The organism is Kitasatospora sp. NPDC056446 (assembly GCF_042796115.1).
Classification (GTDB): domain Bacteria; phylum Actinomycetota; class Actinomycetes; order Streptomycetales; family Streptomycetaceae; genus Kitasatospora.
The window spans coordinates 84,459-111,055 of the sequence record NZ_JBHTRF010000017.1; the positions used below are offsets into that span (position 1 = coordinate 84,459).

The window sequence follows — 26,597 nt, forward strand, 5'->3', positions numbered from 1 at the left end:
GGCTGAACGGGTGAGCCGAGCCCTCACGTTCCGACCGGGTGCGGCCCCGCGCCGCAAGGAGGAGCCGGGAGCGAAGCCCGGGGAAACTGTGCAGGCGGAGGGTCGCCACTTTCGGCGGCAGGATGCGATGCTTGGCGTTGTCCGATCACTTCGGGGTCGCCTAGACTCCGCCGGACCGCCCCTCTCACCTGACGGGCCGACCCATACCACACAGGCCGCCGGCCGGCGGCCCGTAAAGGACCCTGGCTGCAGTGAACCTCATCATCCTTCTCCTCCCGATCATCGCGATCGTGCTCATGTTCCGGTCGCAGAAGAAGCGCCAGCAGCAGCAGCAGAGCATGCAGACTGCACTGGAGCCCGGGGCGGGAGTGCGCACCATCGGCGGCCTGTACGCCCAGGTGAAGGCGGTCAACGACGAGACCGTCGAGCTGGAGATCGCGCCCGGAGTGGTCACCCACTTCACCAAGAGCGCCATCGCGGCCGTCCTGGACCCCCAGGAGTATGACGCGATCATCAACGGTCGTCCCGCCGACGACGAGCTGTCCGAGCCCGAGGCCGAGGACGCGGACGCCGCGCCGGTCGAGGACAAGCCGCTGACGCTGACCAAGGACAGCAAGGACAGCGCCGAGAAGGGCGATGTCGAGGGCGGGGCTCCCGCGAGCAAGTAGTACGGCCGGGCAACCCGCCCGTCCGCGCGGCGCAGTGCCGCGAGCCCACAGGACCTCAGGGCCGCAGAACCTCCGCACCCCCGTTCAGCCACGAGCCGGACGGGGGTCCGGTCGGGGAGGTGGCATGGACAGGGAGAAACGAGCAAGGTGGCAACACCCAAGTCGCGCCCGCGCGACGGCTACCCAGGGCGGGCGCTGGCCCTCATCCTGGTCGTCACCGTCGGACTGGTCGCCCTCATGTTCGGGACGGGCAACACCAAGCCCAGGCTCGGGATCGACCTCGCCGGTGGCACCAGCATCACGCTGACCGCGAAGTCGTCCGATCCCAAGGCGGTCAACAAGGCCAGCATGGACATCGCCACCGGGATCATCGAGCGCCGTGTCAACGGCATGGGTGTCTCCGAGGCGGAGGTCCAGACCCAGGGCGACAACACGATCATCGTGAACATCCCCAAGGGCGGCGACCGGCAGAACGCGGCGGACCAGGTCGGTACCACCGCGAAGCTGTTCTTCCGCCCGGTCCTGGCCGTGGCCCCCAGCGGCGTCACCGCCGCCCCGGTGCCCAGCGGCACCCCGTCCGGCGCCGCCTCCCCGGGCGCGACCCCGTCCGCCGGTGCCACCACCCCGGCCGCCGCCGGAACGCCGTCCGCCCCCGCGAGCGCCACCAAGCAGGGCCGCGCCGTCGGTGAGGCGCTGGCCGCCGAGGGCGCCAGCCCGACCGCCGCCGCGACCGGCGCGAGCACGGCCCCGTCCGCCGCCGCGACCGGCAGCGCCGCCCCGAGCGCCCCGGCGACCCCGCCGAGCGCCGCGGACCTGAGCGCCGCGATGACCCAGGGCACCGTTCCGCCGGAGCTGGCCGCCGCGTTCGCCGCCGTCGACTGCTCCAAGCCCGAGGTCCGCGCCGCCCAGACCGGCCCCGAGGACAAGCCCGTCGTCGCCTGCTCGCAGAAGGCCGAGAACGGCTACTACGAGAAGCTGGCCCTCGGCCCGGTGGCCGTGAAGGGCTCGGACGTCTCCAAGGCCCAGCCCAGCCTCGACACCCAGACGGGTGCCGGCTGGCAGGTCCAGCTCCAGTTCAACGGCGCCGGCACCGACGCCTTCTCCGCCGTCACCGGCAAGCTGGCCACCCAGACCCCGCCGAACAACCAGTTCGCGATCGTGCTGGACAACCAGGTCGTCTCGCACCCGCAGGTCAACGGCCCGATCGCCGGCAACGCGGTCATCACCGGCCGGTTCACCCAGGCCGAGGCGCAGGACCTCTCCAACGTGCTGGGCTACGGCGCCCTGCCGCTGGAGTTCACCAAGAGCGACATCACCACCGTCTCCCCGGCGCTCGGCAGCGACCAGCTCAAGGCCGGCCTGGTCGCCGGTCTGATCGGCATGGTGCTGGTGGTCGCCTACTCCCTGATCTACTACCGCGGCCTCGGCCTGGTCTCGATCGCCGGTCTGATCGTCTCGGCGATCCTGACCTACTCGATCATGAGCCTGCTCGGTGCGGGGATCGGCTTCGCGCTGAACCTGCCCGCGGTCTGCGGCGCGATCGTCGCGATCGGTATCACCGCCGACTCCTTCATCGTGTACTTCGAGCGCATCCGCGACGAGGTCCGCGAGGGCGCCCCGCTGCGCCCGGCGGTCCAGCGGGCCTGGCCGCGCGCCCGACGCACCATCCTGGTCTCGGACTTCGTGTCCTTCCTCTGTGCCGCGGTGCTCTACGTGGTCTCGGTCGGCAAGGTCCAGGGCTTCGCGTTCACCCTCGGTCTGACCACCGCGCTCGACGTCGTGGTGATCTTCCTCTTCACCAAGCCGCTGATCACGGTCCTGGCCCGCCGCAAGTTCTTCCTGAACGGCCACCCGTGGTCCGGTCTGGACCCGAAGCGGCTGGGCGCCCGCCCGCCGCTGCGCAGCAGCCGTCGTCGTAGCTCCTCCTCCTCTGCCGCCGTGAAGGAGGCCTGACACCGTGTCACGCTTCTCCAATCTTGGCCACCGGCTCTACCAGGGTGAAGTCAGCTTCGACTTCGTCGGGCGCCGCAAGCTCTGGTACTCCATCTCCGGTGTGATCGTGCTGGTCGCGGCGATCGGCCTGGCCATGGGCCTGCACCTGGGCATCGAGTTCAAGGGCGGCTCGGTCTACACCGTGTCCAAGCCCGGTCTGACGGTCTCGCAGGCGCAGGACCAGGCCAACCAGGTCGTCTCCTCGCACCCGCTGGTGCAGTCGACCGACAACGGCAAGATCCGGATCCAGGTCAGCACCGAGGAGCCGAAGAGCTCGGACGAGGTGCGCGCGCAGCTCGCCGAGAAGATCGGCGTTCCGCTGGACACCGTCGAGGCCCAGGTGATCGGCCCCAGCTGGGGCAAGCAGATCTCCCAGAAGGCACTCACCGGTCTGATCATCTTTATGGTCCTGGTGACGGTCTACCTGGCGATCGCCTTCGAGTGGCGGATGGCGGTGGCCGCCCTGGTCGCCCTCATCCACGACCTCCTGATCACCATCGGCGTCTACGCCCTGGTGGGCTTCGAGGTCACCCCCGGTACGGTCATCGGCTTCCTGACGATCCTCGGGTACTCGCTCTACGACACGGTCGTCGTCTTCGACACCGTGAAGGAGAACGCCAAGGGGATCACCAAGCAGAACAAGCTCACCTACAGCGAGGCGGCGAACGCCGGCCTCAACCAGACCCTGGTGCGCTCGCTCAACACCACCGTGGTCGCGCTGCTGCCGGTCGCCGCGCTGCTGTTCATCGGCGGCGGCTTCCTGGGCGCCGGCACGCTGAACGACATCTCGCTCGCGCTGTTCATCGGCCTCGCGGCCGGTGCCTACTCCTCGATCTGCGTCGCCACCCCGCTGCTGGCGCAGCTCAAGGAGGAGCAGCCGGAGATGAAGGCGCTGCGCAAGCGCGTCCTGCAGCACCGGGCCTCGGCGGCGGCCAAGGCCGAGGACGAGGTGACCGGGGACGAGCTCGCGGACGAGGGCCAGCCTGCGGGTATGGTCGGACAGCGTGGCCGTGCGGCCGGGACCAGCCGTCCCAAGGGCCGTCCGTCCACCAAGCGCTGACCCGTACCACGACCCCGAGGACACCACCGTGACCACCGCCGACAAGTCCCTGGCCGAGCTGCTGGACAGCCGGATCCGGGACGTCCCGGACTACCCGAAGCCGGGCGTGCTGTTCAAGGACATCGCGCCGCTGCTCGCCGACGCCGAGGCCTTCGGCGCCCTCACCCGGGCGCTGGCGGACCGGGCGAAGGAGCTCGGGGCGACCAAGGTGGTGGGCCTGGAGGCGCGCGGCTTCGTGCTGGCGGCCCCGGCGGCCTTCGCGGCCGGGCTCGGCTTCGTGCCGATCCGCAAGCAGGGCAAGCTGCCCGGCGAGGTGTTCCGGCGCTCGTACGAGCTGGAGTACGGCTCGGCGACGCTGGAGGTGCAGTGCGACGCCTTCGCACCCGGTGAGCGGGTGCTGGTGGTGGACGACGTGCTGGCCACCGGTGGGACCATCGGTGCCTCGCTGGACCTGGTGAAGGAGGCCGGCGCCGAGCTGGCGGGCGTCGTGGTGCTGATGGAGCTGGGCTTCCTGGACGGCCGCGCGCGGCTGGCCGGGCACCTGGCCGGTGCTCCGCTGGAGACGCTGGTCACGGTCTGAGGGACCCCGGTGGAGGGCGGCAGTCGGAACATCCGGCTGCCGCCCTTCCGTTTCATGGCCCGGCCGGATGAACGCCGGGACGCCCGGCTCGGTACCATGAAGATTCATCCCCTCCCGGTTGTGTCCGTCCGTTCGGGCCGCGGGCAGGGGTCGGCCCGGTGCCCCGAGGAGTTGTCCTTGCCCGACGAGGTTGTGCCCACGGCCGCCGCAGCGGCCGCCCCCGAAGACCGTCCCACGCCCTCGGGGGCCACCCCGGCACGCCCGGCGCCGACCTCCTCGCGTTCGCTCGCCCCCTCCGGCCGCGGTTCCACCGGCGGCATGCGGGCCCGTCTGGCCCGCCTCGGCGGCCAGCGCTCCAGCGTGCTCAACCCGGTGCTGGAGCCGCTGTTCCGGTCGATCAGGGCCAACGACCCCAAGGCCGACCCGGCGCTGCTGCGCGACATCGAGAAGGCGTACGCGGTCGCCGAGAAGTGGCACCGCGGGCAGAAGCGCAAGAGCGGCGACCCGTACATCACCCATCCGCTGGCGGTCGCGACGATCCTCGCCGAGCTCGGCATGGACGCCCCGACGCTGATGGCCGGGCTGCTGCACGACACCGTCGAGGACACCGACTACGGCCTGGAGACCCTGCGCAAGGACTTCGGCGACTCGGTGGCCCTGCTGGTGGACGGTGTCACCAAGCTCGACCGGGTCAAGTTCGGCGAGGCGGCGCAGGCGGAGACCGTCCGCAAGATGGTCGTCGCGATGGCCAAGGACCCGCGCGTCCTGGTGATCAAGCTGGCCGACCGCCTGCACAACATGCGCACCATGCGCTACCTCAAGCGGGAGAAGCAGGAGAAGAAGGCCCGCGAGACGCTGGAGATCTACGCCCCGCTGGCGCACCGGCTGGGCATGAACACCATCAAGTGGGAGCTGGAGGACCTCGCCTTCGCGATCCTCTACCCCAAGATGTACGACGAGATCGTCCGGCTGGTCGCCGAGCGCGCCCCCAAGCGGGACGAGTACCTGGCGACCGTCATCGACCAGGTCCAGGCGGACCTGCGCGGCGCCCGGATCACCGCCTCCGTCACCGGCCGGCCGAAGCACTACTACTCGGTCTACCAGAAGATGATCGTCCGGGGCCGGGACTTCGCCGAGATCTACGACCTGGTGGGCATCCGGGTCCTGGTCGACACCGTCCGCGACTGCTACGCGGCGCTGGGCACCATCCACGCGCGGTGGAACCCGGTGCCGGGGCGGTTCAAGGACTACATCGCGATGCCCAAGTTCAACATGTACCAGTCGCTGCACACGACGGTGATCGGCCCCGGCGGCAAGCCCGTCGAGCTCCAGATCCGCACCTTCGACATGCACCGGCGGGCCGAGTACGGCATCGCCGCGCACTGGAAGTACAAGCAGCGCGCGGTCGCCGGGGCCTCCAAGGTCCGCACCGACACTCCGACCCAGGTCCGCAAGGACGACAAGGCCGGCGCCGTCAACGAGATGGCCTGGCTGCGGCAGCTGCTGGACTGGCAGAAGGAGACCGCCGACCCGGGCGAGTTCCTGGAGTCGCTCCGCTTCGACCTGGCCAGCAACGAGGTCTTCGTCTTCACCCCCAAGGGTGATGTGATAGCGCTCCCGGCCGGTGCGACCCCGGTCGACTTCGCCTTCGCGGTCCACACCGAGGTCGGCTACCGGACGATAGGCGCCCGGGTGAACGGGCGGCTGGTGCCGCTGGAGTCGACCCTGGAGAACGGCGACACCGTCGAGGTGTTCACCTCCAAGGCGGAGAACGCCGGGCCGTCCCGGGACTGGCTGGGCTTCGTCAAGTCGCCGCGCGCCCGCAACAAGATCCGCGCGTGGTTCTCCAAGGAGCGCCGCGAGGAGGCGATCGAGCACGGCAAGGAGGCGATCGTCCGGGCGATGCGCAAGCAGGGCCTGCCGATCCAGCGGATCCTGACCGGTGACTCGCTGGTCACCCTGGCCCACGAGATGCGCTACCCCGACATCTCCTCGCTGTACGCCGCGATCGGCGAGGGCCACGTCGCCGCGCAGAACATCGTGCAGAAGCTGGTCCAGGCGCTCGGCGGCGAGGAGGGCGCGACCGAGGACCTGGCGGAGACCGCCACCCCGACGCACGACAACCGCCGCGCGGTGCGCCGCCGGGCCAAGGGCGACCCCGGCGTGATCGTCAAGGGCGTCGAGGACGTCTGGGTCAAGCTCTCCCGCTGCTGCACCCCGGTGCCGGGCGACCCGATCGTCGGCTTCGTGACCCGCGGCAACGGCGTCTCGGTGCACCGTGCCGACTGCGTCAACGTCGAGGCGCTGACCCAGCAGCCGGAACGCATGATCGACGTCGAGTGGGCGGCCACCCAGTCCTCGGTCTTCCTGGTGGCCATCCAGGTCGAGGCGCTGGACCGCTCCCGGCTGCTCTCGGACGTCACCCGGGTGCTCTCCGACCAGCACGTCAACATCCTGTCCGCGGCGGTGCAGACCTCGCGCGACCGGGTGGCGATGAGCCGGTTCACCTTCGAGATGGGCGACCCGAAGCACCTCGGCCACGTGCTCAAGGCGGTCCGCGGCGTCGAGGGCGTCTACGACGTCTACCGGGTCACCTCCGCCCGCAAGTGACGGCGAGCGCATGACGAAGGCCCCCGAGGAAGCTCCCCGGGGGCCTTCGGCGTCGTTCGGGCGGCTCAGCCGCTGAACTCCTCCTGGCTCTTGTGCGCCTGCTCCAGCAGGGTCTGCACGCCGTCCAGCTCGGACTCCAGCTTGGCGATCCGGGAGGCGTTGCCGGCCGCACGGGCCTTGGCCAGGTCCGCCTGGATCTTGTCGGCCTTGGCCTGGAAGAGGCCGACCATGCCGGCCGCACGGGCCTTGGCCTCCGGGTTGGAGCGCTTCCAGTCGGCGTCCTCGGCCTCGCGGATGGCCCGCTCGACCGCGTTCAGCCGGCCGTCCAGCTTCGGACGGACCTCGCGCGGCACGTGCCCGATCGCCTCCCAGCGCTCGTTCAGCTCGCGCAGCGCGGCCTTGGCGGCCTTCAGGTCGGTGATCGGCAGGATCGCCTCGGCCTCGCCGGCCAGCGCCTCCTTGAGCTTCTGGTTCTCCACCTGCTCGGCGTCCCGCTCGCTGAACACCGAGGAACGGGCCTGGAAGAAGACGTCCTGGGCGCCGCGGAACCGCGCCCACAGCTCGTCCTCGATGTCCCGCTGCGCCCGGCCGGCGGCCTTCCAGCGCGCCATCAGGTCGCGGTAGGAGGCCGCGGTGCTGCCCCAGTCGGAGGACGAGGACAGCGCCTCGGCCTCGGCGACCAGCGCCTCCTTGGTCTGCCGGGCCTTCTCGCGCTCGGCGTCCAGGGTGGCGAAGTGCGCCTTGCGGTGCTTGGAGAAGACCGAGCGGGCGTGCGAGAAGCGGTGCCACAGCTCGTCGTCGCTCTTGCGGTCCAGCCGCGGCAGGCCCTTCCAGGTGTCCACCAGGGCGCGCAGCCGGTCGCCGGCCTCCCGCCACTGGGTGGACTCGGCGAGCTGCTCGGCCTCGGCGACCAGGGTCTCCTTGGCCGCGCGGGCCTCGTCCTGGGCCTTGGCCCGGGCGACCTTGCGCTCCTCGCGCCGGCTCTCGATCTCGCCGGTGAGCGTGTCCAGCCGCTTGGCCAGGGCGTCCAGGTCACCGACCGCGTGCCCCTCGACGACCTGGGCGCGCAGGTGCTCCAGCGCGGTCTGGGCGTCCTTGGCGGCCAGGTCGGTGGTGCGCACCCGCTTCTCCAGCAGGCCGATCTCCACCTCGATGCCCTGGTACTTGCGCTCGAAGTAGGCGAGGGCCTCCTCGGGCGAGCCGGCCTGCCAGGAACCCACGACGCGTTCTCCGTCGGCCGTCCTGACGTAGACCGTGCCCTGCTCGTCGACACGGCCCCACGGGTCGCTGCTCATAGCGCGTCCTCCACATGACGTCGCGCCCGCGCCGGGGCGGCGCGCGACCGTCGTCCACAGTTGATGTGCGGCGGACCGAAGAGTCCGCCGTCCCCGTCCGCCGTGCCTTGCTGCCGAGGGTGACGGCTAGGCGGGTCCGGGCACCCTATACAACGCCAACATAGGCGACCAGGACCGGTGCTGTCCGCATCCGGGCCGGGCGATTTCGGGCCGGGGCCGGGCACGGGTGGCGCGGACGCCCCTCGCACCCGGCCCCGGAGCCGGTCAACCCTTCGACACCGTAACGGAGTTGAAGGTGACGTCGGCCATCGGGTGGCCGTCCGCGGAGCCCTCCAGGGTGCCGGCGGCGGCGATCTTCTGCACCACGTCCAGGCCACCGGTGATCTTGCCGAAGGGGATGTACTTCGGCGGCAGCTTCGTCTCCTTGTAGACCAGGAAGAACTGGCTGCCGTTGGTGTCCGGGCCGGAGTTGGCCATCGCCACCGTGCCCGCCGGGTAGGTGGCGTCGGCCAGGTTCTCGTCCTTGAACTTGTAGCCGGGCCCGCCCGTGCCGCCGGGGACGGTCGCGCTGGCGGTCGGGTCGCCGCACTGCAGCACGAAGATGCCGTCGGTGGTGAGGCGGTGGCACTTGGTGTGGTCGAAGAACTGCTCGCCGGCCAGGAACGCGAAGGAGTTCACGGTGTGCGGGGCCTTGGCCGCGTCCAGCGCGACCGTCACCTTGCCGCAGTTGGTGTCCAGCGCCATGGTGTACGAGCCGCCCGCGACCGTCATCGGCGGTTCGGCCTGCCACTGCTTGCCGTTGGGCGCGCCCGGAGCCGGGGCGGCACAGCCGTCCACCGGCTTGCGGGTCGGCGTGGTCGGCTCGCCGGTCTGGGTCGGCGCGGCCTGCGCGGCGCTGCTCGCCGCCGAGGTGGCCTTGTCCTTGTCGTCCGAGCTGAACGCGCCGGTGGCGACCAGCGTGCCACCGCCGGCCAGGACCACCACGGCGAGCGAGGCGCCCAGGATCGTGTTGCGGCGCCTGCGGGCGGCCGCCAACTCGACCCGGCGCTCCATCTGGCGCTCGTACTTCTCGCGGGCGAGCTGCCGCCGCCGCTGTTCGCTGCTGACCACCGGCCGTGTCTCCTACGGATGTGCGGGAAAAGTGGATGGATACCGGAGCGGATCATCGCATCCCTCGGCGGCCAAGTGTAGGGACCGGGCCTGTAAGAACGCGGTGAACCTGTCAGACGGCCGCGCCCCGCCCGCTATCTGGTTCGCAACCGGAGCCGGACCGCCGGTAGGCTGCCCCTGGATCACCAATAGGCGGCACCACCACCGGCGACACCACGACGGTGGCCCCCGCAGCCGACCGCCGCACACCCGAAGGACGCGCGTGTTCATCGCCGGATTCCCCGCTGGAGCCTGGGGCACCAACTGCTACCTGGTCGCTCCGGCGGCGGGCGAGGAGTGCGTCATCGTCGATCCCGGCCACCAGGCGGCCGCCGGGGTCGAGGAGCTGATCCGCGAGCACCGGCTCAAGCCCGTCGCCGTGCTGCTCACGCACGGCCACATCGACCACGTGGCCTCGGTGGTCCCGGTCTGCGGCGCCCGCGGCGTCCCGGCCTGGATCCACCCCGAGGACCGGTACATGATGTCCGACCCGGAGAAGGCGCTCGGCCGCTCCCTGGGCACCCAGCTGATGGGCGAGCTCACCGTCGGCGAGCCGGACGACGTCCGCGAACTCACCGACGGCAGCGTGCTGGACCTGGCCGGCCTGCGGCTCACCGTGGACCACGCCCCGGGCCATACCGGGGGGTCGGTGACCTTCCGGACGCCCGGTGCCGAGGACCTCCCCCCGGTGCTGTTCTCGGGCGACCTACTGTTCGCCGGCTCCATCGGGCGTACCGACCTCCCGGGCGGGGACAGCGCGGCGATCATGAACTCGCTGGCCCGGGTGTGCCTGCCCCTCGACGATTCCACCGTGGTCCTCTCCGGCCACGGCGGCCAGACCACCATCGGCCGCGAGCGCGCCACCAACCCCTACCTCCGACAGGCAGCGGGGGCGGCAGGCGCCCCGGCTTTCCCGCGACGAGGAATGTGACGGAAGAGAAGTTGAGCACCTTCACCGCCCCCAAGGGCACCTACGACCTGCTGCCCCCCAGCTCCGCGACCTTCCTGGCGATCCGCGAGCGCATCGCCGCGCCCGCCCGCCGGGCCGGCTACGGCTACGTCGAGACCCCGGTCTTCGAGGACGTGAAGCTGTTCTCCCGCGGCGTCGGCGAGTCCACCGACATCGTGACCAAGGAGATGTACACCCTCACCACGAAGGGCGGCGACGAGCTCGCGCTGCGCCCCGAGGGCACCGCCTCCGTGCTGCGCGCCGCGCTCCAGGCCAACCTGCACAAGCAGGGCAACCTGCCGGTCAAGCTCTGGTACTCCGGCTCGTACTACCGCTACGAGCGCGCCCAGAAGGGCCGCTACCGCCAGTTCTCCCAGGTCGGCGCCGAGGCGATCGGGGCCGAGGACCCGGCGCTGGACGCCGAGCTGATCATCCTGGCCGACGACGCCTTCCGCGCACTGGGCCTGAGCGACTACTCGCTGCTGCTCAACAGCCTCGGCGACAAGCAGTGCCGCCCGGTCTACCGCGCCGCGCTGATCGCGTTCCTCTCCGGGCTGGACCTGGACGAGGAGACCCGCCGCCGCGCGGAGATCAACCCGCTGCGCGTGCTGGACGACAAGCGCGAGGCGGTGCAGGCCCAGCTGGTCGGCGCGCCGATGCTGCGCGACTTCCTGTGCGAGGACTGCAAGGCGTACGACGAGAAGGTCCGTGAGCTGCTCACCGCGGCCGGCGTGGCCTTCGTGGACGACCCCAAGCTGGTCCGCGGCCTGGACTACTACACCCGCACCACCTTCGAGTTCGTGCACAACGGCCTCGGCGCGCAGTCCGCGATCGGCGGCGGCGGCCGCTACGACGGCCTGTCCGAGATGATCGGCGGCCCCGCGCTGCCGTCCGTCGGCTGGGCGCTCGGCGTGGACCGCACCTACCTGGCCCTGGAGGCCGAGGGCGTCACCCTCGACCTGCCGGCCGCCACCTCCGTGTACGCCGTCGCGCTCGGCGAGGAGGCCAAGAACATCCTGTTCGCCAAGGTGGTCGAGCTGCGCCGGGCCGGCGTCGCCACCGACCTCGCCTTCGGCGTCAAGAGCATCAAGAACGCGATGAAGTCCGCCGACCGGTCCGGCGCCCGCTTCGCCCTGATCGCCGGGGACCGCGACCTCGCCGAGGGCGTCGTCCAGCTCAAGGACCTGAGCACCGGCGAGCAGACCCCCGTCGCCCTCGACGCACTCGTCCCCACCCTGAAGGAGAAGCAGCTGTGATCCGCACGCACGACGCGGGCACGCTCCGCCCGGAGCACGCAGACACCACCGTCACCCTGGCCGGCTGGGTCGCCCGCCGCCGCGACCACGGCGGCGTCGCCTTCATCGACCTGCGCGACGCCTCCGGCACCGTGCAGATCGTGGTCCGCGACCTGGAGTCGGTGCACGGCCTGCGCGCCGAGTACTGCGTCAAGGTCGTCGGCGACGTCCGCGTCCGCCCCGAGGGCAACGAGAACCCGGACATCCCGACCGGCGCCGTCGAGGTCGTCGTCAGCGAGATCGAGGTCCTCTCCGAGGCCGCGCCGCTGCCGTTCCCGGTCGCCGAGTACGAGCCCGGCACGGTCAACGAGGAGGTCCGGCTGCGCTACCGCTACCTGGACCTGCGCCGCGAGGGCCCCTCCAAGGGCCTGCGGCTGCGCTCGAAGGTCAACAACATCATCCGCCGGGTGATGGAGGAGAACGACTTCCTCGACATCGAGACGCCGTACCTCACCCGCTCCACCCCCGAGGGCGCCCGCGACTTCCTCGTCCCGGTCCGCCTCCAGCCCGGCCACTGGTACGCGCTGCCGCAGTCGCCCCAGCTGTTCAAGCAGCTGCTGATGGTGGCCGGCATGGAGCGCTACTACCAGATCGCCCGCTGCTTCCGCGACGAGGACTTCCGCGCCGACCGGCAGCCGGAGTTCACCCAGCTGGACATCGAGGCCTCCTTCGTCGACCAGGAGGACATCCTGGCCCTCGGCGAGAAGATCATCGGTGCCGTCTGGCGCGAGGTGCACGGCTACGAGATCCCGAACCCGCTGCCCCGGATGACCTACGCGGACGCCATGGGCCGCTACGGCTCCGACAAGCCGGATGTCCGCTTCGGCCAGGAACTCACGGACCTCACCGAGTACTTCAAGGGCACCGAGTTCCGCGTCTTCCAGGCCCCGTACGTCGGTGCCGTGGTCATGCCCGGCGGCGCCTCGCAGCCGCGCAAGCAGCTCGACGCCTGGCAGGACTGGGCCAAGGCGCGCGGCGCCAAGGGCCTGGCCTACGTGCTCATCGACGCCGAGACCGGCGAGCTGCGCGGCCCGGTCGCCAAGAACCTCTCCGCGGAGCACCTGGCCGGCCTGGCCGCCGCCGCCGGCGCCAAGAACGGCGACGCCGTCTTCTTCGCCGCCGGCAAGGAGCGCGCCTCGCAGGAGCTGCTCGGCGCCGCCCGTCTGGAGATCGGCCGCCGCTGCGAGCTGATCGACGAGTCGAAGTGGGCCTTCCTCTGGGTCGTCGACTTCCCGATGTTCGAGCCGATCGAGGACGAGAAGGGCGCGTTCCAGGGCTGGCACGCGGTGCACCACCCCTTCACCGCCCCGACCGCCGAGTCGCTGGCGAGCTTCGACACCGACCCGGGCTCGGCGCTGTCCAACGCGTACGACCTGGTCCTCAACGGCTCGGAGCTGGGCGGCGGTTCGATCCGTATCCACCAGCGCGACGTGCAGAAGCGGGCGTTCGACGCGATCGGCCTCTCCGAGGAGGAGGCGGCCTCGCAGTTCGGCTTCCTGCTGGACGCCTTCAACTACGGCCCGCCGCCGCACGGCGGTGTCGCCTTCGGTCTGGACCGGATCGTCACCCTGCTCGGCGGGTACGACACCATCCGCGACGTCATCGCCTTCCCGAAGACGTCCACCGGCGGCGACCCGCTGACCGGTGCTCCGACCCCGATCACCCCGGCGCAGCGCCGCGAGGCCGGCGTGGACGCCCAGCCCAAGGTCCGCGAGGACGCCAAGTCCGAGGCACAGCCCAAGGACTGACACCGCGTCATCCGCTAACCTGCAACGGCCCCGGACGGTCCACCCACCGTCCGGGGCCGGTCCACAACGGTGTGTGACACAGGGAGGGTTGACTGATGCAGGTCACAACGAGAGTCGAATGTCCGCAGGACGCCCCGGCGACCAGACGGGTCCACATGGCCGCGTTCCCCGGCCCGGACGAAGCGGACCTGGTGGACGCGCTGCGGCGCGACCCCGCCTGGCTGCCCGGGCTGTCGCTGGTCGCGGTCGACGGAACCGGGCTGGTGATCGGCCACGCGCTGCTGACCCGGCTGCGGGTCGGGGACGGCGACGCGGTGGCGCTCGCGCCGGTCGCCGTGGCGCCCGAGTGGCAGCGCCGGGGCATCGGCGAACTCGTCGTCCGGGCCGCGCTGTCGGCGGCCGAGGAGGCGGGGGAGAAGCTGGTGGTCGTCCTCGGCGACCCGGAGTACTACGCGCGGTTCGGCTTCGCGCCGGCCGGGCGGCACGAGGTGGTCGGCCCGTTCGAGGTGCCGGAGGCCTACTTCCAGGCACTGCCGCTGGGCGGGCACGACGCCGTCCCGCGCGGGCTCTGCCGCTACCCGGAGCCCTTCGTCGCGGTCTAGACCGACGTTCCGTGCCGCTCCGGACGTCCCGATCCCCGTCGTTGCGCCTGTTCCGGCCGTTCCGACCGGTCCGATCTGCGCTTTCGCCGTGCTGCGCCTACGGTGAGTGTGCATCAGCGGCAGTCGGACGGAGGACCAGAGGGTGGCCGGGAAGCAGCGGACCGCGAAGCCGGAACGACTGGCGAAGAAGCCGTACGAGCGGGAGCTGCTGCGGTTGCAGCAGGAGCTGGTGAAGCTCCAGGAGTGGGTGCGGGTCGAGGGCGCCCGACTGGTGGTGGTCTTCGAGGGGCGTGACGCCGCGGGCAAGGGCGGAGCGATCAAGCGGGTGACGGAGTACCTGAACCCGCGCATCGCCCGGGTCGCGGCGCTGCCCACACCGACCGAGCGGCAGAAGAGCCAGTGGTACTTCCAGCGGTACGTCGAGCACCTGCCGGCGGCCGGGGAGATCGTGCTGTTCGACCGCAGCTGGTACAACCGGGCCGGGGTCGAGCGGGTGATGGGCTTCTGCAGCGACGAGGAGTACTGGCAGTTCCTGCACCAGTGCCCGACCTTCGAGCGGATGCTGACCGAGGCGGGCATCCTGCTGCGCAAGTACTGGTTCTCGGTGAGCGACACCGAGCAGGAGCGGCGCTTCCGGGACCGGCTGGAGGACCCGATGAAGCGCTGGAAGCTCTCCCCGATGGACGTCGAGTCGATCGCCCACTGGGAGGACTACTCGCGGGCCAAGGACGAGATGTTCATCCACACCGACATCCCGGAGTCGCCCTGGCAGGTGGTGGAGAGCGACGACAAGCGCCGGGCCCGGATCAACATGATCGCCCACCTGCTCTCGACCGTGCCGTACCACGAGATCAAGGCGCCGCAGATCGAGCTGCCGCCCCGCCCGGCCTCCCGCGGCTACCAGCGGCCGCCGCGCGACATGCAGAAGTACGTCCCGGACCACGCCGCCGCACTCGAATAGTCCGGCCATGGTTGTCGGAGGCCTCGCATAGGCTTCCGGTGTGGACGAACCGGACCTCTTCACCGCCGCCGCCGAGGAACGCCAGGCCAGGGAGCCCGGGCGGGCGCCCCTGGCCGTACGGATGCGCCCGCGCACCCTGGACGAGGTGGCCGGGCAGCGGCAGCTGCTGAAGCCCGGGTCGCCGCTGCGGCGGCTGGTCGCGGGTTCGCGCGGCCCGGCGGCCACCAGCTCGGTGATCCTCTGGGGGCCGCCCGGCACCGGGAAGACCACGCTGGCGCACGTGATCAGCCAGGCCGTCGAGGGGCGCTTCGTCGAGCTGTCGGCGATCACCGCCGGGGTCAAGGAGGTCCGGGCGGTCATCGACGGCGCCCGGCGGGCGGTCGGCATGTCCGGCCGGGAGACGGTGCTCTTCCTGGACGAGATCCACCGCTTCTCCAAGGCCCAGCAGGACTCGCTGCTGCCGGCCGTGGAGAACCGCTGGGTCACCCTGATCGCGGCGACCACCGAGAACCCGTACTTCTCGGTGATCTCCCCGCTGCTGTCCCGCTCGCTGCTGCTCACCCTGGAGTCGCTGACCGACGAGGACATCCGGGCGCTGCTGCGCCGCGCGGTGGCCGATGAGCGCGGCCTGGAGGGCGCGCTGGAACTCGGCGCGGACGCCGAGGACCATCTGGTGCGGCTGGCCGGCGGGGACGCCCGGCGGGCGCTCACCACGCTGGAGGCGGCGGCCGGGGCGGCGCTGGAGAAGGGCGAGCCGACCATCACCCTGGCCACCACCGAGACGGCGGTCAACCAGGCGGCGGTCCGCTACGACAAGGACGGCGACCAGCACTACGACGTCGCGAGCGCGCTGATCAAGTCGATCCGCGGCAGCGACGTGGACGCCACCCTGCACTACCTGGCCCGGATGATCGAGGCGGGGGAGGACCCCCGCTTCATCGCCCGCCGGCTGATGATCTCGGCGAGCGAGGACGTCGGCCTGGCGGACCCGACCGCGCTGCAGACGGCGGTGGCGGCCGCGCAGGCGGTGGCGCTGATCGGCTTCCCGGAGGCGCGGATCATCCTCTCCCAGGCGGCCATCGCCCTGGCCCTCGCCCCCAAGTCCAACGCGGCCTACCTGGCGATCGACGCGGCGCTGGCGGACGTCCGGCAGGGCATGGCGGGCGCGGTGCCGGCGCACCTGCGGGACGCGCACTACGGCGGCGCGGGCAAGCTCGGCCACGGCAGGGGCTACCAGTACCCGCACGACCTGCCGGAGGGCATCGCCACCCAGCAGTACGCGCCGGACGCGGTGCACGGCAAGGAGTACTACCAGCCGACCCGGCGCGGCGGCGAGGCCCGGTACGCGGACGTCGTGGAGTGGACGCGGGGGCGGTTGCGCGGGGAGCGCCGGAGCGAGCAGCGGGCGGAGCGGAAGCCGGAGAAGGCGGAGAAACCGAAGGCGGCGGAGGCCGAGCGGCAGCCCGGGGAAGAGGCCGGGTGAGCGGCGGCTATACTCGATCGGAGTGCCATGTCCCGGGACGGCGGCGGGGGAGACCCCACCGACCGGCCGCACCAGCGGGGCATCGGCCGTAGGCCCCTTCCGAGGGGCCCGCACCAGGAGCGTCGCGCACCGTTTCGGTGTCGCGGGTGGCCCAGGCTCTGGGCGGTCCGTGTGACAAGCACTCTCGTGCCCGGCTCCGGAGAGCGGCTGATCCCATCGCCTCGGCGACGGGGTTTTCTCCGGGTCGCGACGTGCGACCTCCGTCAACACCTGGTGAAGCCGTATTCATAAGCAAGGAAGGTTTGGTTCATGGCGAACCAGAAGCGCCCCAAGGTCAAGATCGCGCGTGCGCTCGGCGTGCCGCTGACCCCGAAGTCCGTCAAGTACTTCGAGGCCCGCCCGTACCCGCCCGGCCAGCACGGCCGTGGTCGCAAGCAGAACTCGGACTACAAGGTCCGTCTGCTCGAGAAGCAGCGTCTGCGCGCCCAGTACGACCTGAGCGAGAAGCAGATGGCGCGCGCGTTCGACCGCGCGAAGAAGGCCGAGGGCAAGACCGGTGAGGCGCTCGTCGCCGAGCTGGAGACCCGTCTGGACTCCCTGGTCCTGCGTTCGGGCATCGCCCGCACCATCTACCAGGCCCGCCAGATGGTCGTCCACGGCCACATCGAGGTCAACGGCGGCAAGGTCAACAAGCCGTCGTACCAGATGAAGCCGGGCTTCGTGGTGACCGTCCGCGAGCGCAGCAAGGAGAAGGTCCCGTTCCAGGTCGCCCGTGAGGGTGGCTACGCGGGTGAGGGCCAGACCCCGAAGTACCTCGAGGTCAACCTGAAGGCCCTGGCCTTCCGCCTGGACCGTGCGCCGCAGCGCAAGGAGGTCCCGGTGATCTGTGACGAGCAGCTGGTCGTCGAGTACTACTCGCGCTGACCCGCGAGCGGTCCCGCTCCTGGCGGGACCGCGAACGAGCCCCCGTCGCCTTTCGAGGCGGCGGGGGCTCGTCCCTTTTCCGGCGGTGTCCCTTTTCCGGTGGGGTCGCGTTTCCGGCGGTGTCGCGTTTCCGGTGGGGTGCGCCGCTCAGACGCTCTCGCCGGCCATCGCGGCGGCCAGCCGCAGGTGCGGGCGGGCCTCCTCGGCGCGGCCCTGGCGCTCCAGGACGCGGCCGAGCATCAGCCGGGCGTAGTCCTCGGCCGGGTCGGCCTCCAGGATCCGGAGCAACTCGGCCTCGGCCCGGCCGAGTCGGGCGGAGTGGTAGTAGCTGCGGGCGAGCAGCAGCCGGACCGAGAGGTTGGCCGGCTCCTCGGCCAGCACGCCTTCCAGCATGCGGGCGGCGTCGGTGTACGCCTTGGAGTCGAAGTAGAACGTCGCCATGCGGTACTCGTCGGCGGTGTTGTGGACGGCCATGGTGCTCCTTCCGGGTGGATCCTTGCCTCCTCAAGCAATGGACAACTTTCAACTATTCCCGGCCTCAGCTCTTCCGCACCGGCGCGGGCGCCGGTGCGGGCGGCACCGAGCAGGGCCCCGGCCCGGACTCGGGGCCGTCCGCCGAGCCCCCATCGTCGAGCGCCCGGGAGACCGCCGCCTCCAGGTCCAGCCGGCCGCCGGCCCGGTAGCACTCCTCGTACTCCTGCTCGGTCAGCCCGGCCCGGGCCCGCTCGGCACACTCCCGGTGGGTGCCGAAGAAGTTCAGCGACCCGAGGAACGGTGTGCCCACCGTCAGCCAGATCCGGTGCGCGGCGCCCTGGAGCACCCGGGCCTCGCGCAGGTCGCCCGGCTCGCCCGGAGCGTCCGGCTCGGTCTCCAGCAGTGCCAGCAGGTCGATCCCCAGCACGATGCCGAGCAGGTCGTGGAAGAGGTGGTTCAGCCGTACGCACTCCCGGGCCAGCGCGCGGGCCGGCTGGACGGCGCCGTCCAGCCAGTGCGAGTACGCCATCGCGTACAGCACGTACGCGTACGCCCACTGCTCGCCGTGCTCCTCGCACAGCTCGCGGGCCTGGCCGAACCAGAGCTCGGCGCTGTCCAGGTCGCCCCGGAACAGGTGGGCGAGGCCGAGTTCCAGCATGGCCATCACCACGTTGCTGTTGAGCTCGCCGATGGTCCGGTAGTGCCAGAGCGCCTCCTCGAACAGCTCGGCGGCGCGCTCGGGGTCGTCGCCGATCAGGGCGGCGCAGCCCTGGCGGTGGACGGCGTAGGCGAGGGCCCGGTCGTCGCCGGTGTCCAGGGCCTGGCGGCGGCACTCCTCCAGGGCCGGGCGGGCGGCGGCCAGGTCGCCCTGGAGGGTGGCCATGTAGCCGGTGACCCAGAGCGCCTTGGCGCGGGCCTCGGTGGGTTCGCGGTCCAGGGCGAGCGCGCGGTCCAGCCAGTGCCGGCCCTCGCCGAGGTGGCCGCAGCCGACCCAGTAGAACCAGAGCGTGCCGGCCAGGAGCAGCGCGATCTGCTCCTCGCCGGGCTCGCCGAGGCAGAACTCCAGTGCCGCCCGGAGGTTGGTGTGGGCCAGCTCGGTGCGTTCGGCGGTCTCCGTCTGCCGGGGGCCGAACCATTCGACCTCGCCCCAGGTGGCGACACCGAGGTACCAGTCCCGGTGGCGGCGCAGCAGCCGCTGCTCCTCGCCGGCGGCCCGCAGCCAGTGGCCGCCGTACTCGCGCAGGGTGTCCAGCAGGCGGAAGCGGACGCCGAAGGCGCTGTCCTCGCGGAGCACCACGGACTTGGCGACCAGTTCGTCGAGCAGGTCGAGCACGTCCTCGGGCTCGATGCCCTCGCCGGCGCAGATGTACTCGGCGGCCTCCAGGTCGAAGCTACCGGCGAAGACCGACAGGCGGGCCCAGAGTAAACGTTCCTGCACCGTACAGAGCTCATGGCTCCAGCCGATCGTCGTCCGCAGCGTCTGGTGCCGCGGCAGGGCCGTCCGGGACCCGCCGGTGAGCAGCCGGAACCGGTCGTCCAGCCGGACGGTGATCTGCTCGACCGACAGCGCGCGCAGCCGTCCGGCGGCCAGCTCCACGGCCAGCGGGATGCCGTCCAGCCGGCGGCAGAGCAGGCCGACCGCCTCCGCGTTGGCCTCGGTCACCTCGAAGGAGGGCAGCACCGCCCGGGCCCGGTCGACGAACAGCCGGACGGCGTCCGGCAGTTCGCCGCCCGGCACCGGGGCGGCCGGCGGGAGGCCGTACGGCGGTGGGCCGTCGGGCGCCGGGCCGACCGGCAGCGGCGCGAGGGTCAGCAGGTGCTCGCCCGAGGCCCGCAGCGCGGTGCGGCTGGTGGCCAGCAGCCGCAGGCCCGGCAGCGCCCGCAGCAGCGCGTCCGCGAGCTCGGCGCAGGTCTCCACCAGGTGCTCGCAGCCGTCCAGTACCAGCAGCAGGCGCCGGCCGGCCAGCCGCTCGGTCAGGATGTCCAGCGGCGGGCGCGCGGTGCCGTCGGTCAGTCGCAGGGCCTCCAGCAGGGCGTGGCCGAGCAGCAGCGGGTCCTGGACCGGGGCCACGTCCACCAGCCAGGTGCCGTCGGGGAAGGATCCGACCGCGCGGGCCGCGGCGCGCAGGGCCAGCCGGCTCTTGCCCACCCCGCCCGGACCGGTCACCGTCACCAGCCGGGAGGCGGCCAGCAGGGCGGCCAGGTCGGTCAGCTCGCGCTGCCGCCCGACGAAGCCGGTCACCTCGGCCGGGAGCCGCCCGCGCTCCGGCTCCCGCGACCCCGCTGGGGGCTCCCCGGGCTGTGCTGTCCAGTCGCCGGCCAAGCGCTGCTCCCCGTGCTCCAGGCCGGACCGCCGCGGTCCGGACGTCTGTCGGGCCGTACGCGCGACGGCCTGCCTGGCAGAACGAGGTGACCGACCGGTAGGTTACGCGCGCGGATCGCACACCCGGTCGGATCGCCGGAGGGGACGACCCGGTCCGGAAACCGGGCGTCGGCGCGATAGGGTTCCGTCTGGAGAACAGCAAGGCGAGGGAGCGCGCAAAGGTGTCCGTGGGAGAGCTGGCCGGAGTGCTCGTCGCCGTGTTCTGGGCGGTCCTGGTCACCCTGCTCGCCGTGGTCCTGGTCCGCCTCTCCCGTGTGCTGAGGGAGGCCGCCGTCCTGGTCTCCGCCGTCACCGAACAGGCCGTGCCGCTGCTGACCGACGCGGGCGCCGCGGTGCGCAGCGCCAACGAGCAGCTGGAGCGGGTCGACGAGATCACCGCCAACGTGCAGGACGCCGCCGCCAACGCCAACGCGCTCTCCTCCACCGTGGCCGCCACCCTGGGCGGACCGCTGGTGAAGGTCGCGGCCTTCAGCTACGGCGTCCGCAAGGCCGTCGCCAAGCAGCAGGGCGGCCTGCCCTCCGTGCCGCTCCAGAGCGGCGAGCGCGAGGAACTGGCCCGGCTGATCCGGGCCGAGGTGCGCGCCGCGACCGCGCCCAGGGGCGGTCTGCTCTCCAGGGTCCGGCGAGCGGTGAGGGGCTGACGGCGTGGTGCGACGCATCTTCTGGATGGCGGTCGGCGCCGGCGCCACCGTCTGGGCCATGAACAAGGCCAACGAGGCCGTGCACCGGCTCACCCCGGACAGCCTCTCCGGCACCGCCGCGCGCGGCGCGCTGCACCTGGGCGACCTCGCCAAGCAGTTCGCCCAGGACGTGAAGGCCGGCATGGCGGAGCGCGAGGAGCAGCTCAAGGACGACCTCGGGCTGCGCGGCACCGCCGTGGTGGAGCCCCGGAACACCCGCCGGGTCCTGCGCGGTGAACCGCAGTACCGAGCTATCTCGGCGGCGCCCGGCAGCCCGGCCGCCGCCCTGCCTCCGTCCCGCAGTGCCCGCACCACCCCCCGGACCATTGAAGAAACGCCCCGCCGCGCCCTGCCGCCGCGGGGCGGCACCCCGAACCGGAAGGACCACTAATGGAGTCGGCTGAGATCCGCCGCCGCTGGCTGCGCTTCTTCGAGGAGCGCGGCCACACCGTCGTTCCGTCGGCGTCCCTGGTCGCCGACGACCCCACCCTGCTGCTCGTCAACGCCGGCATGGTGCCGTTCAAGCCCTACTTCCTGGGCGAGGTCAAGCCGCAGTTCTCGCGCGCCACCAGCGTCCAGAAGTGCGTGCGCACCCTGGACATCGAGGAGGTCGGGAAGACCACCCGGCACGGCTCCTTCTTCCAGATGTGCGGCAACTTCTCCTTCGGTGACTACTTCAAGGAAGGAGCCATCAAGTTCGCGTGGGACCTGCTCACCACGCCCGTCGCGGACGGTGGCTACGGCCTGGAGAAGGAGAAGCTCTGGATCACCGTCTACAAGGACGACGACGAGGCCGAGCAGATCTGGCGTGACGTCATCGGCGTGCCCTCGGAGCGCATCCAGCGCCTGGGTATGAAGGACAACTTCTGGTCGATGGGCGTCCCCGGCCCGTGCGGCCCGTGCTCGGAGATCAACTACGACCGCGGCCCCGCGTACGGCGAGGAGGGCGGCCCGGCCGTCAACGGCGAGCGCTACCTGGAGATCTGGAACCTGGTCTTCATGCAGTACGAGCGCGGCCACGGCGACGGCAAGGACGGCTTCGAGATCCTCGGCGACCTGCCGAGCAAGAACATCGACACCGGCCTCGGCCTGGAGCGCCTCGCCGCGATCCTCCAGGACGTCGACAACCTCTTCGAGATCGACACCAGCCGGATGATCCTCGACCGCGCCGCCGAGCTCACCGGCCACACCTACGGCGCCGACCACAAGTCGGACGTCTCGCTGCGCGTGGTCACCGACCACATCCGCACCGCGCTGATGCTGGTCGGCGACGGCGTCACCCCCGGCAACGAGGGCCGCGGCTACGTGCTGCGCCGCATCCTGCGCCGCGCCATCCGCAACATGCGCCTGCTGGGCGCCACCGAGCCGGTGGCCAAGGAGCTCATCGACGTCGCGATCAAGGCGATGGCGCCGCAGTACCCCGAGCTGGAGAGCGACCGCAAGCGCATCGAGACGGTCGTCGTCGGCGAGGAGGCGGCCTTCCTCCAGACCCTGAAGGCCGGCACCAACCTGCTGGACGTCGCGGTCACCGAGACCAAGCAGTCCGGCGGCGCGGTGCTCTCCGGCGAGCAGGCGTTCAAGCTGCACGACACCTACGGCTTCCCGATCGACCTCACCCTGGAGATGGCGGAGGAGCAGGGCCTCCAGGTGGACGAGGCGGGCTTCCGCCGCCTGATGCAGGAGCAGCGCAACCGCGCCAAGGCCGACGCCAAGGCCAAGAAGATGGGCCACGCCGACGTCGCGGCGTACCGCGAGGTCGCCGACAAGTCCGGCGCGAGCGTCTTCACCGGCTACACCCTCACCGAGGGCGAGGCCACCGTGGTCGGCCTGCTGGTGGACGGCGTCCCGTCGCCGGCCGCCTCCGAGGGCGACGAGGTCGAGATCATCCTCGACCGCACCCCGTTCTACGCCGAGGGCGGCGGCCAGCTCGCCGACCACGGCCGGATCCGGCTGGAGTCCGGCGCGGTGGTGGAGATCCGCGACGTGCAGCAGCCCGTCCCGGGCGTCGTGGTGCACTCCGGCGGGGTGCTGTTCGGCGAGGTCGTGCTGGGCGCCTCGGCGTACGCCACGATCGACATCGAGCGCCGCCGGGCGATCGCCCGCGCCCACTCGGCCACCCACCTGACCCACCAGGCGCTGCGTGACGCGCTCGGCCCGACGGCCGCCCAGGCCGGCTCGGAGAACGCCCCCGGCCGCTTCCGCTTCGACTTCGGCTCGCCCGCCGCCGTTCCGGGCAGCGTGCTGGTCGACGTCGAGCAGAAGATCAACGACGTGCTGGGCCGCGAGCTGGAGGTCACCGCCGAGGTCATGACGATGGACCAGGCCCGCAAGGCCGGCGCCATCGCGATGTTCGGCGAGAAGTACGGCGACGAGGTGCGGGTCGTCTCCATCGGCGACTTCTCCAAGGAGCTGTGCGGCGGCACCCACGTCGGCAACACCGCCCAGCTGGGCCTGGTGAAGCTGCTCGGCGAGTCCTCGATCGGCTCCGGCGTGCGCCGCGTGGAGGCGCTGGTCGGCGTCGACGCGTACAAGTTCCTGGCCCGTGAGCACACCGTGGTCGCCCAGCTCACCGAGCTGGTCAAGGGCCGCCCGGAGGAGCTGCCGGAGAAGATCTCGGGCATGCTCGCCAAGCTCAAGGACGCCGAGAAGGAGATCGAGCGCTTCCGCGCCGAGAAGGTGCTGGCCGCCGCGGCGGGCCTGGCCGACTCGGCCGAGGACGTGCACGGCATCGCCGTGGTCGCCGCGCAGGTCGCCGACGGCGTGGGCGCGGACGAGCTGCGCAAGCTGGTCCTGGACGTGCGCGGCCGGCTCGGCGCGCGCCCGGCCGTGGTCGCCGCCTTCACCGTGGCCAACGACCGCCCGCTGACCGTGATCGCCACCAACGAGGACGCCCGCGGCCGCGGCATCAAGGCCGGCGAGCTGGTCCGGACCGCCGCCAAGACCCTCGGCGGCGGCGGTGGCGGCAAGGACGACGTCGCGCAGGGCGGCGGCTCCGACGCCTCCGCGGTCGGCGCGGCCATCGCCGCGGTGCGCGGCCTGGTCGCGGAGCGCGCCAGCTGATGGAACCGGAGGAGAGGCCCTTCCGGCGTGGGCGGCGGATCGCCGTCGACGTCGGTGACGCCCGGATCGGGGTCGCGTCCTGCGACCCCGACGGGGTGCTCGCCACGCCTGTGGAGACCGTCCCGGCCGGGGTGAAGTCGCAGGCCAGGATCGCCGCCATCGTCGAGGAGTACGACGCGGTGGAGGTGATCGTCGGGCTGCCCCGCTCGCTGAGCGGCAAGGAGGGCCCGGCGGCGGAGAAGGTCCGGACGTACGCGACGCGGCTGGCCAACCGGCTCTACCCGGTGCCGGTGCGGCTGGTGGACGAGCGGATGTCGACCGTCACCGCCACCCACGGGCTGCGCGCCTCGGGGGTCAAGGCGAAGAAGGGCCGCTCGGTGGTCGACCAGGCCGCCGCCGTGGTGATCCTCCAGACCGCCCTTGAGTCCGAACGGGTGAGCGGCCGTCCGCCCGGTGAGAGCGTCGAGGCGGTCGGCTGAGGAGCCTGCTCTAACGTCCCGTTGAGGGGTCCGTGCGGACGCGTCCGCACGGACCCCTTTTTCGTCCGCTTCCGTATCCGTTTCGGACCGTTCGGTGTCGATCCGGATCGATCTGGGACCGCCGAGGGGACGCGAGCCAATGACCGACCAGGACTTCCACCCGGGGCTCACGCCAGGGCACCTCGGCGCGCCGGTGCTGGACCCGGAGGGCCGTCCGCCGTCCGCGCCCCGGCCGCGCTTCGATGCGCCGGATCCGCACCGACGGCGTAACGGACTGGCCTGCGGACTCACCGCGCTCGCCCTGGTGGCGGTGTTCGGCGGGGTCGGACTGACCGGCTACACCTGGTTCCAGGCGCAGCGCAAACCCCCGGCCGCCGCCGACTTCGGGGGGCAGGGCAGCGGCAGCGTCCAGGTCTCCGTGCCGGAGGGCGCGGGCCTGTCCCAGATCGCGTCCGCGCTGGTCCGCAACGGGGTGGTGGCCAGCTCGCTCGCCTTCACCCGGGCCGCGAAGGGCAGCGCGGCGGCGGCCGGGCGGATCCAGCCCGGGACGTACACCCTGAAGCAGAAGATGTCGGCCGTGGCGGCGCTGGCGGTCCTGATCGACCCGGCCAACGCCAACGGCCTGACCATCCCCGAGGGCTGGCGCGGCTACCAGATCTACGCGGCCGTCGACAAGAAGCTCCACCTGCCCGAGGGCACCACCCAGCGCACCGCGCAGGAGCAGGGCGTCGAACTGGGCCTGCCGGACTTCACCAACGGCAGCCCCGAGGGCTACCTGTTCCCGGCGACGTACAGCGTCACCGACGGGACCACCGCGATCGACCTGCTGAAACAGATGGTGGACCGGGCCGGCAAGGAGTTCACCCGGGACGACGCCACCGTCGTCGCGCAGAACTTCGGGCAGACCGTGTACGGGCTGGTCACCGTCGCCAGCATGGTCCAGGGCGAGGCCGACAACACCGAGGACATGGGCAAGGTGGCCCGGGTGATCTACAACCGGCTGGCCAAGGGCATGCCGCTCCAGCTGGACTCCACGATCAACTACGCGCTCGGCCGGTCGACCCTGAACACCACCGTGACCGAGACCAAGCTCGACTCGCCGTACAACACCTACCTGCACCCCGGGCTGCCGCCGACACCGATCTCCAACCCGGGCCGGCAGGCGATCATGGCGGCGCTGGACCCGACACCGGGGGACTGGCTGTACTTCGTCACCGTGAAGCCCGGGGACACCCGGTTCACCGACAGCTTCGAGGTGCAGCAGCGCAACGTGGCGGAGTTCAACGCCAACCGGGCGGCGGCGAAGCCCTCCGCCTCGGCCACCGCGTCCGGACCGGCGTCCGGACCGGCGTCCGGAGCGGCCTCCGGATCGGCGTCCGCGGCCCCGGCGGGCTCCGGGGCCGCCTCCGGCCCGGGTACGGCGACACCGTGACGACGGTGTGTGTCCTCGGTGAGGTCGCTCACTGACGGTGCTTCCGCCCGGCCGGGGGTGAGGCTGCGGTACGGTAACGTCTCCCTCCAGGCGTTGCGCTAGCACGCCGGTTCGAGAATCAGCCGGGACGGCGTCGTCCCGGACGGCCGGTCCGATCCTCCGGCCGTCACCGTCGGTTAAGGGGATCAATGACCGATCTGGGTGGGGGCTACGTCCCCCAGGGCGAGCCGTGGCACCCCGGGGATCCCGGGTACGACGGCCGGCAGCCGGTCCCCGGCCAGCAGGACGGCCAGTGGCAGCAGCAGTACCCGGCGCAGGGCCAGCACGGCCAGCAGGTTCAGCAGGGCCAGCACGGCCAGCAGGGCCAGCAGCCGTACGGGGACGTGCAGCAGGGGTACCCGCAGCAGCAGATGCAGCAGGGCTACCCCCAGCAGCAGATGCCGCAGCAGATGCAGCAGCAGGGCTACCAGCAGCAGGGGTACCCGGGCGGTCAGCAGGGCTACCCCCAGCAGCAGATGCAGCAGCAGCCGCAGCAGGGCCACCCCCAGCAGATGCCCCAGCAGCAGGTGCAGGGGTTCCAGCAGGAGCACCCGCAGCAGCAGATGCAGGGCTACCAGCAGCAGGGGTACCCGCAGCAGCAGGGCCACCCCCAGCAGCAGATGCCGCAGCAGCAGATGCAGCAGGGCTACCAGCAGCAGGGGTACCAGGGCGGTCAGCAGGACGGCGCCCAGCAGCAGCCCGGTCCGCAGCAGCAGCCGGGGACGCAGCAGCAC

Annotated in this window: 22 protein-coding genes; 17 read left to right on the top strand and 5 right to left on the bottom strand. The window is 71.9% G+C overall.

The window, feature by feature from the left end; all coding sequences use genetic code 11:
* Positions 1–251: 251 nt before the first annotated feature.
* The 5 genes from yajC (at position 252) to ACFQ6N_RS13415 (ending at position 6,910) form a co-directional block, all read left to right on the top strand.
* The gene (gene yajC, locus ACFQ6N_RS13395; RefSeq protein ID WP_380648979.1) at positions 252–668 is read left to right on the top strand and encodes a preprotein translocase subunit YajC; all 417 of its coding nucleotides are present in this window, start codon (positions 252–254) and stop codon (positions 666–668) included.
* 147 nt (positions 669–815) lie between these two features.
* The gene (gene secD / locus ACFQ6N_RS13400; RefSeq protein WP_380648980.1) at positions 816–2,621 is read left to right on the top strand and encodes a protein translocase subunit SecD; all 1,806 of its coding nucleotides are present in this window, start codon (positions 816–818) and stop codon (positions 2,619–2,621) included.
* 4 nt (positions 2,622–2,625) lie between these two features.
* Positions 2,626–3,720, top strand: coding sequence for a protein translocase subunit SecF (gene secF, locus ACFQ6N_RS13405; protein WP_380648981.1), 1,095 nt, complete (start codon positions 2,626–2,628; stop codon positions 3,718–3,720).
* A gap of 28 nt (positions 3,721–3,748) precedes the next feature.
* Complete coding sequence (locus ACFQ6N_RS13410; protein WP_380648982.1) at positions 3,749–4,300, top strand: adenine phosphoribosyltransferase; 552 nt, start codon at positions 3,749–3,751, stop codon at positions 4,298–4,300.
* Between the two features lie 177 nt (positions 4,301–4,477).
* Complete coding sequence (locus tag ACFQ6N_RS13415; protein WP_380648983.1) at positions 4,478–6,910, top strand: RelA/SpoT family protein; 2,433 nt, start codon at positions 4,478–4,480, stop codon at positions 6,908–6,910.
* 65 nt (positions 6,911–6,975) lie between these two features.
* On the opposite strand, the gene ACFQ6N_RS13420 is transcribed toward ACFQ6N_RS13415, so the two are convergent.
* Entirely contained in the window at positions 6,976–8,205 is a 1,230-nt protein-coding gene (locus ACFQ6N_RS13420; protein WP_380648984.1) for a DUF349 domain-containing protein, read from the bottom strand.
* Positions 8,206–8,469: 264 nt separating this feature from the next.
* Positions 8,470–9,315: a peptidylprolyl isomerase gene (locus tag ACFQ6N_RS13425; protein WP_380648985.1), complete on the bottom strand. Its 846-nt coding sequence runs from the start codon at positions 9,313–9,315 to the stop codon at positions 8,470–8,472.
* Between the two features lie 262 nt (positions 9,316–9,577).
* Between ACFQ6N_RS13425 and ACFQ6N_RS13430 the strand changes: the two genes are divergently transcribed.
* The 7 genes from ACFQ6N_RS13430 (at position 9,578) to rpsD (ending at position 17,316) form a co-directional block, all read left to right on the top strand.
* The gene (locus ACFQ6N_RS13430) at positions 9,578–10,285 is read left to right on the top strand and encodes an MBL fold metallo-hydrolase (protein WP_380648987.1); all 708 of its coding nucleotides are present in this window, start codon (positions 9,578–9,580) and stop codon (positions 10,283–10,285) included.
* 11 nt (positions 10,286–10,296) lie between these two features.
* Positions 10,297–11,559, top strand: a complete 1,263-nt coding sequence (gene hisS / locus ACFQ6N_RS13435; protein WP_380648988.1) for a histidine--tRNA ligase — start codon at positions 10,297–10,299, stop codon at positions 11,557–11,559.
* Positions 11,556–13,346, top strand: coding sequence for an aspartate--tRNA ligase (gene aspS / locus ACFQ6N_RS13440; protein ID WP_380648989.1), 1,791 nt, complete (start codon positions 11,556–11,558; stop codon positions 13,344–13,346). The genes hisS and aspS overlap by 4 nt, the downstream gene beginning before the upstream one ends.
* Before the next feature lie 155 nt (positions 13,347–13,501).
* A complete protein-coding gene (locus ACFQ6N_RS13445; RefSeq protein WP_380648990.1) occupies positions 13,502–13,948 on the top strand; it encodes a GNAT family N-acetyltransferase in 447 nt (148 codons plus the stop codon).
* Positions 13,949–14,090: 142 nt separating this feature from the next.
* Positions 14,091–14,909 (top strand): polyphosphate kinase 2, encoded by an 819-nt coding sequence (ppk2, locus tag ACFQ6N_RS13450; protein ID WP_380648991.1) that lies wholly within the window; start codon positions 14,091–14,093, stop codon positions 14,907–14,909.
* A 40-nt stretch (positions 14,910–14,949) separates the two neighbouring features.
* Positions 14,950–16,392, top strand: a complete 1,443-nt coding sequence (locus ACFQ6N_RS13455) for a replication-associated recombination protein A (RefSeq protein ID WP_380648993.1) — start codon at positions 14,950–14,952, stop codon at positions 16,390–16,392.
* Between the two features lie 309 nt (positions 16,393–16,701).
* Complete coding sequence (gene rpsD, locus ACFQ6N_RS13460; protein WP_063346792.1) at positions 16,702–17,316, top strand: 30S ribosomal protein S4; 615 nt, start codon at positions 16,702–16,704, stop codon at positions 17,314–17,316.
* A 147-nt stretch (positions 17,317–17,463) separates the two neighbouring features.
* Here rpsD and ACFQ6N_RS13465 read toward each other — a convergent pair whose 3' ends face one another.
* Together ACFQ6N_RS13465 and ACFQ6N_RS13470 are read right to left on the bottom strand one after the other, a co-directional pair.
* On the bottom strand, positions 17,464–17,790 hold the full coding sequence (locus ACFQ6N_RS13465; protein WP_380648994.1) for a tetratricopeptide repeat protein: 327 nt from the start codon (positions 17,788–17,790) through the stop codon (positions 17,464–17,466).
* Between the two features lie 64 nt (positions 17,791–17,854).
* The gene (locus tag ACFQ6N_RS13470; RefSeq protein WP_380648995.1) at positions 17,855–20,113 is read right to left on the bottom strand and encodes an ATP-binding protein; all 2,259 of its coding nucleotides are present in this window, start codon (positions 20,111–20,113) and stop codon (positions 17,855–17,857) included.
* Positions 20,114–20,334: 221 nt separating this feature from the next.
* On the opposite strand from ACFQ6N_RS13470, the gene ACFQ6N_RS13475 reads away from it, so the two are divergent.
* The 5 genes from ACFQ6N_RS13475 (at position 20,335) to mltG (ending at position 25,824) form a co-directional block, all read left to right on the top strand.
* Positions 20,335–20,814 carry a DUF948 domain-containing protein gene (locus tag ACFQ6N_RS13475; RefSeq protein ID WP_380648996.1) on the top strand — a complete coding sequence of 160 codons (480 nt, stop codon included), beginning with the start codon at positions 20,335–20,337 and terminating at the stop codon, positions 20,812–20,814.
* A gap of 4 nt (positions 20,815–20,818) precedes the next feature.
* Positions 20,819–21,244, top strand: coding sequence for a DUF6167 family protein (locus tag ACFQ6N_RS13480; protein ID WP_380648998.1), 426 nt, complete (start codon positions 20,819–20,821; stop codon positions 21,242–21,244).
* A complete protein-coding gene (gene alaS / locus ACFQ6N_RS13485; protein ID WP_380648999.1) occupies positions 21,244–23,913 on the top strand; it encodes an alanine--tRNA ligase in 2,670 nt (889 codons plus the stop codon). Before ACFQ6N_RS13480 ends, alaS begins: the two co-directional genes overlap by 1 nt.
* Positions 23,913–24,392 carry a Holliday junction resolvase RuvX gene (ruvX, locus tag ACFQ6N_RS13490; RefSeq protein WP_380649000.1) on the top strand — a complete coding sequence of 160 codons (480 nt, stop codon included), beginning with the start codon at positions 23,913–23,915 and terminating at the stop codon, positions 24,390–24,392. The genes alaS and ruvX overlap by 1 nt, the downstream gene beginning before the upstream one ends.
* 139 nt (positions 24,393–24,531) lie before the next feature.
* Positions 24,532–25,824, top strand: coding sequence for an endolytic transglycosylase MltG (gene mltG / locus ACFQ6N_RS13495; protein ID WP_380649001.1), 1,293 nt, complete (start codon positions 24,532–24,534; stop codon positions 25,822–25,824).
* 185 nt (positions 25,825–26,009) lie between these two features.
* Here the strand turns inward: mltG and ACFQ6N_RS13500 are convergent, their stop codons facing one another.
* Positions 26,010–26,597 carry a hypothetical protein gene (locus tag ACFQ6N_RS13500; protein WP_380649002.1) on the bottom strand — a complete coding sequence of 196 codons (588 nt, stop codon included), beginning with the start codon at positions 26,595–26,597 and terminating at the stop codon, positions 26,010–26,012.